13 protein-coding genes are annotated in these 15632 nt (G+C 41.5%); 8 read left to right on the forward strand and 5 right to left on the reverse strand.

What is annotated here, in order from left to right; all coding sequences use genetic code 11:
- The coding region (locus tag CQA40_RS10340; RefSeq protein ID WP_115520757.1) for a cache domain-containing protein at positions 1 to 1803 on the reverse strand (1803 nt) is incomplete at its 3' end.
- Positions 1804 to 1846: 43 nt separating this feature from the next.
- On the opposite strand from CQA40_RS10340, the gene CQA40_RS11340 reads away from it, so the two are divergent.
- Positions 1847 to 1999 (forward strand): hypothetical protein, encoded by a 153-nt coding sequence (locus CQA40_RS11340; protein ID WP_181882929.1) that lies wholly within the window; start codon positions 1847 to 1849, stop codon positions 1997 to 1999.
- Here CQA40_RS11340 and CQA40_RS10345 read toward each other — a convergent pair.
- On the reverse strand, positions 1996 to 2838 hold the full coding sequence (locus tag CQA40_RS10345; RefSeq protein WP_115520758.1) for a hypothetical protein: 843 nt from the start codon (positions 2836 to 2838) through the stop codon (positions 1996 to 1998). The genes CQA40_RS11340 and CQA40_RS10345 overlap by 4 nt on opposite strands.
- Before the next feature lie 105 nt (positions 2839 to 2943).
- On the opposite strand from CQA40_RS10345, the gene CQA40_RS10350 reads away from it, so the two are divergent.
- From CQA40_RS10350 to CQA40_RS10380, 7 genes are all read left to right on the forward strand, one after another.
- Positions 2944 to 4137 (forward strand): ABC transporter permease, encoded by a 1194-nt coding sequence (locus tag CQA40_RS10350; RefSeq protein ID WP_115520759.1) that lies wholly within the window; start codon positions 2944 to 2946, stop codon positions 4135 to 4137.
- Positions 4134 to 4988 (forward strand): ABC transporter ATP-binding protein, encoded by an 855-nt coding sequence (locus CQA40_RS10355; RefSeq protein ID WP_115520760.1) that lies wholly within the window; start codon positions 4134 to 4136, stop codon positions 4986 to 4988. Before CQA40_RS10350 ends, CQA40_RS10355 begins: the two co-directional genes overlap by 4 nt.
- Entirely contained in the window at positions 4973 to 5749 is a 777-nt protein-coding gene (locus CQA40_RS10360; RefSeq protein WP_115520761.1) for an MlaD family protein, read from the forward strand. The genes CQA40_RS10355 and CQA40_RS10360 overlap by 16 nt, the downstream gene beginning before the upstream one ends.
- Positions 5746 to 6558 carry a hypothetical protein gene (locus CQA40_RS10365; protein WP_115520762.1) on the forward strand — a complete coding sequence of 271 codons (813 nt, stop codon included), beginning with the start codon at positions 5746 to 5748 and terminating at the stop codon, positions 6556 to 6558. The genes CQA40_RS10360 and CQA40_RS10365 overlap by 4 nt, the downstream gene beginning before the upstream one ends.
- 94 nt (positions 6559 to 6652) lie before the next feature.
- Complete coding sequence (locus CQA40_RS10370; RefSeq protein ID WP_115520763.1) at positions 6653 to 7876, forward strand: HD domain-containing protein; 1224 nt, start codon at positions 6653 to 6655, stop codon at positions 7874 to 7876.
- A 76-nt stretch (positions 7877 to 7952) separates the two neighbouring features.
- On the forward strand, positions 7953 to 8156 hold the full coding sequence (locus tag CQA40_RS10375) for a hypothetical protein (protein WP_115520764.1): 204 nt from the start codon (positions 7953 to 7955) through the stop codon (positions 8154 to 8156).
- A 20-nt stretch (positions 8157 to 8176) separates the two neighbouring features.
- On the forward strand, positions 8177 to 10828 hold the full coding sequence (locus tag CQA40_RS10380) for a hypothetical protein (RefSeq protein ID WP_115520765.1): 2652 nt from the start codon (positions 8177 to 8179) through the stop codon (positions 10826 to 10828).
- Positions 10829 to 10908: 80 nt separating this feature from the next.
- On the opposite strand, the gene prfB is transcribed toward CQA40_RS10380, so the two are convergent.
- The 3 genes from prfB to CQA40_RS10395 all read right to left on the reverse strand — a co-directional run bounded on the left by prfB (position 10909) and on the right by CQA40_RS10395 (position 15104).
- On the reverse strand, positions 10909 to 11997 hold the full coding sequence (prfB, locus tag CQA40_RS10385; protein ID WP_023926673.1) for a peptide chain release factor 2: 1089 nt from the start codon (positions 11995 to 11997) through the stop codon (positions 10909 to 10911).
- Between the two features lie 114 nt (positions 11998 to 12111).
- A complete protein-coding gene (locus CQA40_RS10390) occupies positions 12112 to 12819 on the reverse strand; it encodes a DUF305 domain-containing protein (RefSeq protein ID WP_115520766.1) in 708 nt (235 codons plus the stop codon).
- A 326-nt stretch (positions 12820 to 13145) separates the two neighbouring features.
- The gene (locus CQA40_RS10395) at positions 13146 to 15104 is read right to left on the reverse strand and encodes a toxin-antitoxin system YwqK family antitoxin (RefSeq protein ID WP_115520767.1); all 1959 of its coding nucleotides are present in this window, start codon (positions 15102 to 15104) and stop codon (positions 13146 to 13148) included.
- Positions 15105 to 15632: the final 528 nt, after the last annotated feature.

The following is a 15632-nucleotide window of genomic DNA, read 5'->3' on the forward strand; positions in this document are numbered from 1 at the left end:
CTCTACTGCTGTTGCTGTTTGCTCTAGGCTTGAGGCTTGAGAGTTTGAGCTTTGAGTAAGAGAAGCTACTGCTTCTTCAAGTTTATCACTTTGTTCATTAAGAGAGTTTGCAAAGTTTAGTGAAGTCTTTAGCATTTTTCTTACTTCTGCACCTAGTGTATTGGTAACGACTTCTACGCGTCCTTTTGCATTTGTTACTTCAGTAGTAAAATCTAGCTTTGTATAGCTATCAAATACACGATTGATTTCGTTTAGGTCTGTGCCGACTTTTGATTGTATATTTTCTAGCATTGCATTTATGGTGTTTGTGATTTTGCTTAGGTGTGGGTTTGGATAGGATTTTGTGATTCTAGCATTTAGCTCGCCACTCTCTACCTTTTGAGCCAAAATCTCTATCTCTTCGACAGCTTTAGCGTCATTATCTAGTCGCTTTCTCATAAGGAAAATATGCTGTGCTATGGCTTGAGATATGCTACCAAACTCATCAATGCCCCCCGTCCTTAGCGGAGCAAAATCGCTATTTGCGCTATCTTTGTTGTCATCTTTATCCCCCTTTAGCTCCTCTTGGAGAAATGCAAAAAAGTCATCAAGCCCTTGTTTTACATCTTCCATAGGCTTCATAATCGAGTTTATACACACACTTACTACCACAAACCCAAGCAAAAGCAATCCCCCAGCCACAAGTAGCACAGGCACAAAATCGCCCACAGATTTGCCACTAGCCAAATCCGCACTAGAGCCCCCGCTCATAGATGAAGCACCAAAACCACTAGAAGCCCCACCAAATGAGGATTTGTCATCATCTATGATAAGCAAATACCACCCAAAAGGTAGCACTGCTACACTAGCACTTCGTTTTTTGCCACCCTCTTTGTAGCTAAAAGTGCCTTTTTGTAAATTGTCTTTTTGTAGTTTTTCTAGCTCTTTTTGCAGATTTTTTGGCACGCGAGTGTCTGCACTAGATTTTGCAGCGATGATTTCAAGCGCGGAATCAAGTAGCAACACTTCGCCACTCCCCACCACACTATCTAGCTCATCTATGACACTACTTAAATCACTAAGTGCGAAATCCACGCCGATGACACCGCTAAACTTGCCATTGATGATAAGCGGCAAAGTAGCGATGGATTTTGTGGCTTTTTTATCCCCTTGATTTAGCTCGCCATTTTGATATTCTGCATTTTCAAGGCTATATTCCCTAGAGGATATATTCATAGCAAAGCTTTGCTTTGTTTGCACATACCACGAGCGCGTGCGAAATCCTTGCGCACTATCCCAGCTAGGCGAGGATTGATTGGCTAGCGAATTTTGGATAAGGGTGTTGCCATCTTCTTCGTAGGTTACAAAAGCACTTAGGTAGGGCAGTTTTACTGATTTTTGGTTGTGAAGTGCTATGGTTTGGGAGAGGACTTGCCTTTGTGCTAGGACATCGTTTTTATCAAGCATAGAGATACTTTTCGCCATAGAGGACAAATCCGCTTCTATCATTTCTTGAAGCGTGCGCAAAGATAGATATGCACTATGCAGATTTGCCTGCCCTATTTTTGCCTCTATGCTAGCACTTGTGCGCTGTGTGTGGAAGTAGCCAAAGGCTAGCATAGCGCAGATAATGAGTGCTAGCACACTCATCACAGATAGTAGGAGTTTGGTTTTTAGTGATGATTTTTTGTGCTTGCTAGGGTTTTTGGTAGTTTTTGTTACTTGGGTGGTTTGATTGGTAGAGGTTGATTTGGTGGTGTGGGCGGTATTTAGCTGATTTAGTGTTTGGATTGGTGTTTGATTTGCTTGGCTCTCTGTTTGCATTTCATACCCCTTGAAGATATTTTGCCCTTTAAGGATTTGCAAGGTGGTATTTTACACTAAATTTTGGGATTTTAAGAAGTTTAGTAGGTTTGGGCTTGCTAGAACTTATGCTAGATTATCAAAAACGAAAAACCACCAAAAAGCCACAATGCTACAATCTCACGCAAACACCCCCTACAAACAAGCACAAAACTAAAAAGTATAGCTATACTGCCCAAAGGCAAGCACTGCGGAGCTAAAATCTCGCACACTTCTAGAGGGGATAAGTCTAGCAGCGATATTTAGGCGATTGTGTCGCAAAAACGCAAAAGAAATCCCCCCCTGCATATAAAATCCTCCATTTTTTTGCATACTGCTAAAGCTAGAAAAATCCCGCTTATCATAATACACATATCCATCGACACCAAATCCCAAAAACCCTCCCAAAAACACACTTTTGCGCTTATTTAGGCTAAACTCTGCTAAGGCTTCGATTCCAAGTGAGAGCATACCTAGCACCCCTTCATAATCCCCAAACCCCACATCAGCACTCACATATCCGCGCACACCGATATAGGGAGTAAAAAAGCTATTTACCCCAAATGATAGCCCAAAGGTGGGAAGCCAAACAAGTTTGTTATATATTTCTAGGACATTTGCACCACCATTTACACCGATGAAGTAGCCGTTTTTGTGCTTGGTGGTGGAGGTTTTTTGCCTGATATATTCGCAAAGCTCGTTGCAAGGCTGGGATTGTATAGACTTCTCATCAGCCTTTTTTTCGCTACTTTTTTGCTCGCTAGATTCTGCAGTTTGTGTGGCGGATTTCGCACCATTTTCTGCGGATTCTTGGGTAATTTTTGGAGTTTGGCTATCTTGTGTAGTTTGGGTAGTCTGTGTGGATTCTTTGGGAGGTTTTTTTGCACTTAGAGGAGGGACAAAAAAGACAAAAAAAAGCAACACCAAAACAAAAGCCAATCTACCCGCGATACTCATCGCATTTTTGCTATCATTTTTTGTGGCATTTATACAAGGTATTTTGTTTTGATTTGTCAAGTTCTACCCTTTAAAAGTGTATAATATTTGCTTTAAGCCCTATAAAGATTCGTTATCACAAAGATTCTATGCAAAAGCAAAATTCTAACCAAATAAGGTTTATAAATGACACCAAAAATGCACTTCCTAAGCAATCAAGCACAAAATCAAAAAAGCATTATTTTGGAGGGGGTTTGGGATTTTCGCACATCTAAGCAAACTCTAAAATCCCTAAAAAAAGCCCTGCAAACACACATAGAATCTATTGAGTTTGATGAGAGCTGCCAAATCGATTTTGTCTTTGGGACATATTTTTTGCAGCAAATTTATGCCTACGCAGCAGATTTTAGCACCCAAAACCCTTTAGACTCCACCTCAAATCCACCAAATCCACCCAAACTCCCCAAAATCATCGCCCCAAACCATATACGCCAAATCCTCCAAACCTGCGAAAATATGCGTATAAAAAAGCCACGCACTTTTGCTAGTATGTTTCGTGTGTATGTGCGCGGAGCGAAGCGGTTTTGGCGCAAAGCATTTAGCAATTTAGGCCGCTATATTTGCGAGTTTACACAGAGTTTTGTTGATTTTGTAAATTTCGTAGGTATGACTTTTTACTTTCTTGGACGCTCTATTTTCACGCGTGAGATTCGTATCGCCCCACTTTTTTATCACATAAACGAATCAGGATTCAAAGCACTGCCTGTGAGCTTGCTTACGGCATTTATCGCAGGCTTTGCTATCGGACTGCAAGGAGCTGTACAGCTAGAAAACTTAGGCGCACCGCTTATGAGTGTAGAGACTGTGGCAAAGCTATCTTTGCGCGAGATGGGACCTTTTATCCTAGCACTTGTTATCGCAGGGCGCAGTGCTTCTAGCTTCACTGCAGAAATCGGCGTTATGAGGCTTACAGAGGAAATCGATGCGATGAAAACTATGGGCTTTAATCCTGTGGTTTTTCTAGTGATTCCGCGATTTTTGGCATTGGTGATTATTATGCCCTTTCTAGTCTTTCTAGCCGATGCGATGTCTCTACTTGGCGGTATGCTAGCTGTGTTTGCACAAGTGGGGATTGGGTTTAATGCGTGGGTTGAGCGATTTTATGAGACGGTGGATTGGGTGCATTTCTGGATAGGAGTGATAAAAGCACCATTTTTTGGCGCGGCTATCGCGCTAGTGGGGTGCTTTAGGGGATTTTGCATACGAGAAAACACCCAAGAGCTAGGGCAGGCTACGACTATTAGCGTGGTAAACGCGCTATTTTGGTGTATCACTATTGATGCGATTTTTTCATTTATCACCGCAAGGCTTGAGATATGAGCAAAAAAACCTTATTTACGCAAGATTTTGCAAAAAAATCTACCTTAGAATCTACCCCAAGAGACTTTACTAAATCTACAAATGCACCCAAAGGCAAGCCAATAATTGAGGTAAAAAACCTCTACACTTCCTATGGAAATCGCCTAATCCACGACAATATCAGCTTTAGCATTTACCAAAACGAGATTTTTGGGATTTTGGGCGGGAGCGGGAGCGGAAAATCCACCTTGCTAAAAACTATGGTTTTGCTTCAGCCACCACAAAGCGGCGAGATAAAAATCTTTGACAAAGACATTTGGAAGCTAAAAAACCCCACGCATTTTCTAAACCACTGCGGTGTGCTGTTTCAGTTTGGTGCGCTATATAGCTCACTAACAGTGATAGAAAATGTAGGAATCCTCCTTGAAGAATACAGCGACTACCCCAAATCCACCATAAAAGAAATCGCAAAATCCCTAATCGCCAAAGTCGGCTTAGAGCCAAACGCCTATCATCTCTACCCCTATGAGCTAAGCGGGGGAATGAAAAAGCGCGTGGGACTAGCTCGCGCCCTAGCACTAAACCCGCAGATTTTGTTCCTAGATGAGCCTACAAGCGGGCTAGACCCTGCAAGCGCACAAAAGCTAGATGAGCTTATCTGCAAGCTCCAAGATGAATTGCAAATGACGATTGTTATGGTTTCGCACGATTTGGATTCTGTGCGCGATACGGCAAATCGATTTTTAATGCTAAAAAATGGTAAAATAGAGTTTTTGGGAACTTTGCACGAGCTAAAAGAAAGCATAAGCACCCTTTCAAGCGATAATCTATTTTTCAGCAACAGAGGAGAGCGACTATGGAAAGACGCATAAATTACTTGCTTATCGGTGGCATATTTTTCGCCGTGATTGTGGCGTTGATAGCGTTTATAATGTGGTTTGGACGGCTAGGAATGAGTAGCGATGAGCGGTTTGGAAAATACTTTATCCAAACCACTTATGACATTTCAGGCATAAGTGCCAAGACACCGATAAAATACAAAGGCATTTCTATCGGCATAGTAGAATCTATCGCTTTTGATTCTAGCAAGGTAGGTGTGGTGCGACTAAATCTACTCATAGAAAAATCTATCCCCATAGCCAAAGGCTCAAGCCTAGTCATCGACTCTCAAGGGCTAGCAGGGCTAAACTACCTCGCCCTAAAGCAAAATCCAGCAGGGGAAATCATTACCCCAAATGATGAGCCAAGACTTGAGCTTGAGCAAGGGTTTTTTGGCAAGCTAAGTGATAAGGCAGATGAGACGCTAAGGGAGGTGGCAAGTATGCTAAAAAGCGTGGATTCTCTGCTAAATGAGGAAAACATTTACAACATTAACCGCACGCTTTTTTCGCTAAACAAAGCTAGTGCAGAAATCGCCGAGCTAAGCAAAAATCTAAATGAGCGCGTCCAAAATGGGCAATACGACATAAAAGACATTTTAAGCCCCACGCTTCGCCAGAGCCAAAAGACATTGCAAAATCTAGATTCTACGATTCAAAAAGCAAGCAACTTGATTGATAAATTTAACGCAAATCCATACTCCACGCTATTTGGCGAGCAAAAGAAAAACACAAATGGGAGAACAACCAAATGAGCAACGCAAACAATACAAATAGAGTGCCACGCGATACGCGCTACATAAACACCACAAAATCTTTTTTGCTAGATTTTATTGCCGTGCTTACAAAAGAAACAAAAGCATTTTTAGGAAGCCTCACAAAAGGGCTTAAGCACTTTTTTGTCCCACTTTGCGCGGTTTTTGTGGGGCTAAACCTGCAAGGTTGCTTTGATATAAAAATCAAAACCCAAACCCCAAGTGTGGGGTATTATTCACTGCCAAGCGTGGTAGCACCCAAAGATTGCCCATCGTTTTTGCCTATGCGCTTAGAAGTCGAAGTCGCTAGCGAATTTAACACGACAAATATTTTTATCGAGGGCAAAAACGGACGCATAGAGCCACTCAAAGATGCACAGTGGCTAGACTTGCCATCAAACCTTATCAAAACTTCGCTTGAAGCAAAAGCACAATCCCAATGTATCGCCCTAAGTAGCACCAATATCGATAGCAAAATCCCGCTTTTGCAAGTAAGGGTGTTTAGCTTTGGGATAGCCCAAAATCAAGACAAAGAACAAGACAAAGAAAATCTCTCCGCAAGTGTCAATATGAGCCTGCGACTATCCCAAGCCCAAGCAAGCACACCCTCAAACGCCCCCTCAAGCACGCAGGCAAAATCAAAAGAGCGCAAAAAAAGCGAGCTAAATTCCAATATCCACACCAAAGTAGAAGTAGCCCAAAATTCTACAAAAAGTAGCGATGAGCAGATTTTGGCGATAAAAAACGCACTTGATAAAGCACTAGATGAAAGCATAGAGCGCGTAAATGAAGCACTCAAAAAAGACTAGGCATATATCACGCTAAATTAACTTAACCCGCACGATAAAAATATTTGTGAAAAAAGCATAAGATTTTAGCGCAAATCTAGATAGTGAGCAAACAATGAATCCCACAAAATCCCCCAGACTAAAGCCCTCCCTCTTGCGCAAAATTTTTACCGCCGCGTCCATAAGGCGGTGGAATGACCAAGCCTGCCCTGTGGAGTTTGTCGAGCTTGACAAGCAGGCGCACAAAATGGTTATCGCCTACTTGCTTGCGCGCTATGAGGAGCATATAAATGGTGCGAGTATTGATTGGGAGCGGCTTATCTTGCAGTTTTGCTATGAGTTTTTTGAGCGAGTAATCCTCACAGACATAAAGCCCCCCGTTTTCCACAAGCTAACCACTAGGCACAACAAAGAGCTAGTGAAATTTACCCTTGCCACCTTGCAAGGCGACTTAGGCGAGTATGAGTTTTTCTCCCAGATGGGCGAGTATCTCACTTCTAGCGAGCACCTCGCCTCACACAGCCCTAGCCTAGAGTGCGAGATACTAAAAGCCGCGCACTACTACGCTTCCAAGTGGGAGTTTGACATTATCTATCATTTCAACACCAAAATGTATGATGTGCAAAACATAAAAAAAATCATCGACAAGCAGGTAGAAGACCACTATCATCTCGCAGGAATGCAACAAATCGCGCTATATGAAGATGTGCGCGAGCTTATCACTATGCTAGGGCAGCTAAGATTCCAGAAGCGGTGGAGTCAGACCCCTAGAATCCCCGAAACCTCCGTGCTAGGACATACGCTAGTTGTCGCTATAAGCGCGTATTTGCTAAGCCTTGATTTGGGCGCGTGCAAGCAGATGCGCATAAACCACTTCCTTTGTGGGCTATTCCACGATTTGCCAGAAGTCCTTACCCGCGACATTATCTCGCCTATCAAGCACAATGTGCTAGGGCTAGATGAGTTTATCAAGCAAATAGAGAGCGAGGCAGTCGAGGAGAAAATCCTCTCAAAAGTCCCAGACAACATAAAAGAAGACATTGTGTATTTCACGCAAAATGAGTTTGCCAACCGCTACAAAATCGAGTGCTTCCCCCACTATACCAAATCCTATGAGGAGCTTTTCGCGCGGTTTAATAGCGATGAGTATGAGCCTATCTGCGGGGAGTTTCTAAAAGCGTGCGACCACCTAAGCGCGTATCTAGAGGCAAAAATCTCTATCGCGCACGGAATCTCTAGCAAGGACTTGATAGAGGGCGCACAAGGCATACTTGATAAAAGGGGCGATGAAGTCATAAACGGACTTGACATAGGCGCGGTATTTAGGGAGTTTGAGTAGATTTGGCTTATGAAAATACGACAAATATGCTAGAATTTTGGCTTTTAAAATTTAAAAGTTTAATAAGGAGTGCGAGATGACTTTAATCGTGGAAAATGTCAAAGAAGAGTTTTTGAGCGCGTTTATAGAAGTGGCAAAAAATGCCAATGCTAGAATTATCCAGCAAGACAATCAAAAAGGCGATAAAGATTCTAGTTTTGAGGCATTGCGCAAGGAAATGCTAGAGGATTTTCAAAAACCCCAAAACTACGCAGTATTTGAGAGACTAAAAGATAAATGAAGTATTTGACAAGGAAATAAATGTATCCACTAGATTTACAAGAAGAGTCCCTAAAGCAACGCGTAGCAAATGATTTTTTCAGCGCGTTTGATTATGAGCCGCTAGATAGAATCGACTTTGCCATCACGCTAAAAGAGAGCAAAAACTCCCTTTTCCCAAATATCTACGCGCTTTGGGCGGAGGCAAAGAGGGGCGATGATGCCGATATTTATGCTTCCCTAATTCAGCTTATCCTCACAATCGGCGCAAATAATCTACATAGAATCCACCCCATCCCCGAGTTTATCGGCGCGTTTGACGCAAACAAAATCGCCTTTTTACCCTACAAATATATCAAAGATTTTGTGATGCGCAATGATTTTGATTGGACTTCTATCACGCCAAGTGAGCATAATAGCGAGGCATTTTTGCGAATGCAGAGTTTGACAGAAGCGATTTTGCGTGATAAAAGCATAATTTTTACTTACGCAAAAGACACAAAAGAATTACAAGACTTTATCAAAAATTCCGTTGCAAAGGGCAAAAATAATCCCATAGAGATTGATTTAGAAAACTTTGATTCAGTGTATTTGCAATGGTATCGCATCGTTTTGCCTACGATAAACCTAAACCAAAATGCGTGGAAATACGCACGGGATAATCTAATCGCGCTTGAATCAGACTTTTTCCTAGCTGACTTGCTAAGCGAGGATAACACTACCATAAACCAAAACCTGCGAATCTTGCTTAGCAAAAGGGTAGAAAACGCCAAAGAAAAGTTGCACTATAATATCAAAATTGACAAAGGGCTTTTTAGCTGGAATACAGAAAATATCATTTTCCTAAACGATGACAACAGCACTCACGCGCAGTTTTGGAATCGCTACAAACGCCCACCCAAAGAGGAATTTTGGGATAAAATCTATGAGAGGCGCGACAAGCTCTCCCCTGACGACATTAGAGAGCGCAAAGGTGCGTTTTTCACGCCAAAAATGTGGGTGCAAAAAGCGCAAGAATATCTAGCCGAGTCTTTGGGCGAGAATTGGCAAGAGGAGTATTACATTTGGGACTGCGCGGCGGGGACAGGCAACCTGCTAGTGGGGCTAAAAAATGCGCGAAATATCTATGCCTCTACGATTGACTTAAGCGATGTGCTGATAATGAAAGAGCTAAATAAAAATGATTTGAGCGATTCGCCCGTTTCCACCCAAAGAAATATACTAGAATCACATATCTTTCAATTTGATTTTCTAAATGATTGCTTTTTTGATAAAGTCGATGAAAAAAGTGGCAAAGTTTTGACAAAATCAAAGCTACCCGAATCCTTGCAAAATATCATAAAAAACGAGCCACAAAAATTAGTGATTTTTATCAATCCGCCGTATGCGGAAGTTTCTAGTAAAAAGCCACAAGGCAAAAAAGGTGTGAATTTATCGGAGGTTCATTCTAAATATAAAGATATTTTACAAACTGCGGGACGCGAACTTTTTGCGCAATTTTTTATACGAATCTATAAGGAAATTCCAAACTCTACTTTGGCAAGTTTTTCCACACTAAAATATATAAATGGTAGTGCTTTTGCTAATTTTAGAAAAGAATTTAAGGCAAAATTTCTAAAAGGATTCATTATCCCCGCTTGGACTTTTGATAATGTAAAAGGCAATTTTCCTATCGGCTTTTTGGTGTGGAATCTAGGGGATAAAAAGGATATTAAAAAGTGCAAAGTAAATGTATTTAATGAAAACAATAAACGAATCGGCAACAAGAATTTTTATCTATTTAAAAAAGATGAAGTTATCAACAAATGGATAAATCAACATAAAAACGATAAGAATAAAAATATAGGTTGGCTTGATGGAATCAATGGCAACGACTTTCAGCACAACTACATTGTCTATCTTGTAAATCAAAAAGCACAGGTTGTAAATCCGCGTGGTATGTGGATAAATGCGTATAATCTTATTCCAGCCTCCATTTACTTAGCCGTGCGCCACGCCATTAAAGCATCGTGGATAAACGATAGAGACCAATTTCTTTATCCAAATGATAAATGGCAAAAAGACACAGAATTTCGCAATGATTGCTTAGCTTTCACACTTTTTCACAACCAAAATTACATAAAAGCAAGTATTTCCCCCTCACCTGCGGAGGGGGATAAAGGGGGTGGGTATAGCGAATATATAAACCACTTTATCCCCTTTAGTGAATCCCAAGTAGGCGCAAAAGAAGCATTCAAAAGCGACTTTATGGTGCGCTTTATAAATGGCAAGCTAGGCAAAGACGACACCGCTTCGTCATTGCGAGCTGGCAAAGCAAGCACGGCAATCTATGATAGTGCATTGCCTTTTGACAAAAAAGAAATCCAAGCAAATACGCAAAGCTTTATCCCCACAAAGCCACTAGAATTTAGCAAAGAAGCACAAGAAGTATTTAGCACAGGGCTTGCGCTATGGCGATACTACCACACACAAGCCAAAAATAGCGATAAATACCTAAATGACGCAAGTTTGTATGATATAAAAGAGTTTTTTCAAGGGCGTGGCGAAACTATCAATGGCAAAAAGGGCAAGATGAACGCACGAAGCGAAGACAATCACTACAATGACCTAATAGCCCAGCTACGAATCGCCCTGCAAACCCTCGCTGACAAAATCACCCCCAAAATTTATGAATACGAATTTTTGCTTGAGTGAAGCCACACAAATCAAAAAAAGCTAAAAATGCCAAAATCCAAACTCTACTCTAAAAATCTCACACCCCCCACATCATCTCATCACTTCATCACAAGCACGGATTGTATAAGCGCGTCTATGTCGCCATCTAGCACGCCGTTTGTATCGCTCGTGGCGTAGTTTGAGCGCAAGTCCTTGACCTGCTGATAGGGAGCGAGGACATAGGAGCGGATTTGATGTCCCCAGCCGATTTCGCTTTTTTCCCCAGCACTTGCGCTTTCGCGCTGCTTTGCTTGCTCGATTTCATAGAGTTTGGATTTTAGCATTTTTAGCGCGGTGGCTTTGTTTTTGTGCTGACTTCTGTCGTTTTGGCACTGCACGACTATGCCGCTTGGAAAGTGCGTGATACGAATCGCAGAATCTGTTTTGTTGATATGCTGTCCGCCCGCGCCACTCGCGCGATAGGTATCTATGCGGTAGTCCTTTTCCTCTAGCTCGATTACTATGTCATCATCGATTTCAGGGCTTACCTGCACGCTTGCAAAGCTCGTGTGTCGCTTGGCATTAGAATCAAAAGGCGAGATTCTTACCAGCCTATGCACGCCTGATTCTGCTTTGGCGTAGCCAAAGGCATTTTCGCCTTTTAGCAAAAACGCCGCACCTTTTATGCCCGCTTCCTCGCCGTCTTGATAGTCTAGAATCTCGACTTTATACCCCCTGCGCTCCGCCCAGCGCAGATACATACGATAGAGCATACTCGCCCAATCTTGGCTCTCTGTCCCGCCAGCTCCCGGCTGAATAGTGATAATCGCATTAAGCGCGTCATTTGGGGAGTTTAGCAAAATCTCTAGCTCGGCTTGGAGCAGGGAGGACTCTAGCGCACCAGACTCGGCAAAAAGTAGCTCTAGCGTGTCGCTATCGCCCTGTGTGCTAGCGATTTCAAAGAGCTCCGCGCTATCGCTAAGGTTTTTGCCTAGCGCGGTGTAGGATTGCAAGGTTTTGGTGATTTTTGCTTTTTGCTTGCCTACCTCGCTAGCCTTTTTGGCGTCCTCCCAGAAGTTTGGAGAGCTCTCAATAGCTTGGAGTGTGGCAAGCTGTGCGTGCAAGTCATCGGGCTTGATGATTTCGCCAATGGTGGCGTATTTGCTTGTAAGAGTTTTTAGCAGTTCGCTGTATTGGTAAGAATCCAAGTGGTTTTACCTTTTTGTGCCCAAAGTCTCTACTTCGTGCTTACTTCATTATAAAGTTTTGGCATATTTTGGGGCGATTGCTATCGGTGCTACAAAAGCTCCCAAAATCTAAAACTACTTTTTCTTTTTTGTGTTTTTGCTTGATTGCTCTGTTTGAGCTTTTGCAGCGGTGTCTATGGCTTCTATGAGGTTGCCCATAGTTGTGATTTCAGCTTCTTGGTCATCAATGATTTTTTGAGCGATTTTGCGTAGCACTTCGTCTTTTGAGTATTCAAGTGCGACTTTTGAAGTCTCGATAGCACCTTTGTGGTGTCCTATCATAGATGAGAGGAAATCCCGCTCGGCATTGCCACTTTCTTGGATTTTCATAGCTTCCATCATAGCTTCCATAGCTTTAGCATTTTTCTCGCCAAACGCCTTGTAGTCCTTTGATGAAATCTTGGTAGTTTTTACGCCCTTTTTGTCGATTAGCTCCTTAAATTGCGCTATTTCAGCTTCTTGGGCTTTGATGATGTTTTCAGCCAAAGCGATAACTTCAGGGGTTTTGGCACTCTCCAAAAGTAGCTTAGCAGAATCAATCGCGCCTTGATGATGAGGTATCATATCGCTAAGGAAGTCAATCTCTACGCTTTTTGTTTGTGAGGGTTTGTTTGCGTGCATAGGGGAGTGCATAGCCGATATGATTTTTTGTGAGGGAGTGCTTGCACTAGAATCCGCGCTAGCTTGTGTGGATTCTTGTGTGGCGTGAGAGTGCTCGTGCGCTTGTGAGAGAGAGAGAAAGCTCATAATGAGTGCGCAAAATGTGAGTTTAGAAAGATTCATTTGAAGTCCTTTTTGTTGATTTTTGTTTTGATTTTACTTGATTTGCTTTCAAAACATTAGCCAAATACATAAGAAAAAACAAAACGGCACATTATAATCTAAAATAAAAAACAAATAAAATAAGGTCGCCTAATTTGTGTCGCATTTATCCTTGCGCCCATCTTACGAAGTAGCGTCTTGCAAAGTGTTGTCAAAGTGTTGTCTTGGCAGCACCTTGCAAAGTAGTAAAAAGTCAAGGACAAAAAAGCAGTTTTTAGAATTTTGTCCAAAAACGCCACTAAGCACGCTAAATCAAATATTTTAGCTAGCCTACAATACTCCTCCACCTAATGCAGGATTTTGGCTCGCCTCTCTTGCGCACCATAGATAAAAATCTCATCAAAAAGTATATCCTCACTCCTAAAAGTATAACTAAACGCTACCTTGCCGTTTGGCTCATATCGCTTCCCACCTACGACTTTTTTGTCTTTTTCGTATAGCTCGGATTGGATTTTTGGCGAACCACCTCCGCCAAAAAACACCCGATAAATCGTCAAATCCTCTCCCTCAATAGTGATAATCTCTTTGTGCAAAGAGCCGTTTTTGTAGGTTTGTAGGATATTTTTCCCTCGTTGTTTTTCATTTTTTGTTCTTAGTGTCTTGCCATCGGCGTTGTATAGCCATTGGATATGAGAATCCCTGCTATAAGCCACTTTTGATTCTAGCACGCCATTTTGATTGTAAGTGCTACCACTTGCACCACTTGCACTTATCTCAAACTCACTTGCAAGAGTGCCATTTGGGTGGTAGGTGCTGATTTTGTTTGCATTTTTGACAAAGGCGATTTGCCCGCTAGGATACCGCCAAGTTTCCCTAGCTCCTTGAGGTGTGTCTTTGCTAAGCGCGTTTGCAAAATCTAGTGGCTTTATGGACTCATAGACTTGCTCTTTGTCGTAGTTTTGATAAGGAGAGCTAAGCACGCCATTTTTGTGCAAAGACTTGTGCAAGGGCTTTTGGCTAGGATAATCATAAACGATTTCTTCGCCATCTAGCACACCGTCTTTGTAAAATCTAGAGATTTTCAAAATCGCATTTTGCCCATAAGTCTTTGCCTCCCCGCTTAGAAAATCGTCTACATAGTTTTGCAAAAACACGAGATTATCACGCGCATATCCGCTAGAGCTGCCGTTTTTTCTGCCGTTTATATAAGTTGTCTTAATAGCGATATTTTGCGCATCAAAAAATAGATTCTCGCCATTTAAAATGTCATTTTTATAGTGCTTTTTAGCGATAATCGCGCCATTTCTATAAGTGATACTTGCTCCCTCTTTTTTAGAATTTTTATAAGTCTGTGTTGTGCGCGTGCTACGCAAAATACTAACTACTTCTCCCTCCAAAACACCATCTCTATAAGGCACTTCTTTGACAACCTCGCCATTTTTATAAATCCTACTTATGCCATCAAGCTGCCTATTTTTGAAGCTTAGGCTAGCCAAAATCGCGCCATTTTCATCATAGATATGGATAAGCTGATACCCTTTTTCATTTTCTTTTTTTAGGTGCAAAATCGCATTGCCATCGCTTCTAGGCGAGGATTTTGCTAGCTCATTATAGGATAGCTGCAATGGCAGTGGTGGAGGAAGTGTAGAGGGAGTTTTGGGGCTTGGAATGGATTTTGGCGGATTTGTGCTTGATTGGGCGGTGGCTTTGGGTGCTTGGCTAGATTCTTGGTTTTTTGCTTGAGTAGACATTTGCTCTTTGGAATTTTTTTGCACATTTTTGCTAGAATCTAGCTTTTGGGGCTCTTGGGAGGATTTTTTGGATTCTTGGTGGGTGGATTTTGGTTTTTTTGTAGATTCTGCTTTTGTGAAGTCTTTACTAGCCTCTTTACTAGGCGAGGTTTTTGCAGATGAGGTGGGATTTTGTGAGAGTTTTTTGCTTTGGCTATGAGTTGCTTTGGCTACAAGTGTGGTTTGCGTGTCCTTGCTTTGTGAACTGCTTTGAGAGGTTTGACTAGAATCCACCTCATACTCATACTTGGCACAGCCAAAAAAAGCAAACAATACAATAGCGCAAGATAGCATAGATAGGATAGATGAGGGTATGTGAGGCTTTGTGCTTGGTTTTTTTGATTGTATTGATTGCGTGGAATCTAGCTTAGAATCTAAATTTTTTGCAAAATCAATATTTTTTATAAAATCAGTCGCGCCAAAAACCCCCACGCCAAAAACTACTTTAGGCTTTGTAATCCACATTTTTGCCAAATTTACCCAAGTTTTAGTCATTTTTATCACAAAAATCATCATTTTTCCCCGTCTTTTTGCAAATTTTCCGCGATTTTGATTCCCCAGACTTTACCCCGATTTACTTTGCGCTACACATTTGATTTGCGCATTTGTGTGAATGTTGCGGGTATTATAGCAGATTTTGCACCAAAATCCACATAGCCACAAATAAAGCTATCAACACCTACAAAACTTCTAGTTTCTAGCCAAAAATCTTTGTAAATTTATTGCAAAGATTTTGTTGCAAAGGTGCAGTGGCATTTGCAATAGCATTAAGTGGGCAGAATTTATGACATTATTTTTGTGAGATTTTGCACTTTTTGTGTTGAGATTATTTTTGTTTTCATAGCCAAAACTTAGCGTGAATATTTTTGTCTTTTTTAGACAACTAATATAAATAATCCAAGTTAAAGATTAAATCATAAATTTTGTAGAGGCATAAAAATTCACATTCCCACCGAAATTTTTCCAACTCCCCACAAATCTTTCACAATTTCTCTTAATTATCCCCACACTTAAGCAACATTTAAGCATAATATCTGTATTATT

The organism is Helicobacter sp. MIT 01-3238, assembly GCF_003364135.1.
Classification (GTDB): domain Bacteria; phylum Campylobacterota; class Campylobacteria; order Campylobacterales; family Helicobacteraceae; genus Helicobacter_B.

Excerpts from the sequence above, each read along its gene's own strand:
- CQA40_RS10350 (WP_115520759.1), top strand. The coding sequence starts at position 2,944 with ATGACACCAAAAATGCACTTCCTAAGCAATCAAGCACAAAATCAAAAA.
- CQA40_RS10355 (WP_115520760.1), top strand. The coding sequence starts at position 4,134 with ATGAGCAAAAAAACCTTATTTACGCAAGATTTTGCAAAAAAATCTACC.
- CQA40_RS10360 (WP_115520761.1), top strand. The coding sequence starts at position 4,973 with ATGGAAAGACGCATAAATTACTTGCTTATCGGTGGCATATTTTTCGCC.
- CQA40_RS10365 (WP_115520762.1), top strand. The coding sequence starts at position 5,746 with ATGAGCAACGCAAACAATACAAATAGAGTGCCACGCGATACGCGCTAC.
- CQA40_RS10370 (WP_115520763.1), top strand. The coding sequence starts at position 6,653 with ATGAATCCCACAAAATCCCCCAGACTAAAGCCCTCCCTCTTGCGCAAA.
- CQA40_RS10375 (WP_115520764.1), top strand. The coding sequence starts at position 7,953 with ATGACTTTAATCGTGGAAAATGTCAAAGAAGAGTTTTTGAGCGCGTTT.
- CQA40_RS10380 (WP_115520765.1), top strand. The coding sequence starts at position 8,177 with ATGTATCCACTAGATTTACAAGAAGAGTCCCTAAAGCAACGCGTAGCA.
- CQA40_RS10390 (WP_115520766.1), bottom strand. The coding sequence starts at position 12,819 with ATGAATCTTTCTAAACTCACATTTTGCGCACTCATTATGAGCTTTCTC.
- CQA40_RS10395 (WP_115520767.1), bottom strand. The coding sequence starts at position 15,104 with ATGATGATTTTTGTGATAAAAATGACTAAAACTTGGGTAAATTTGGCA.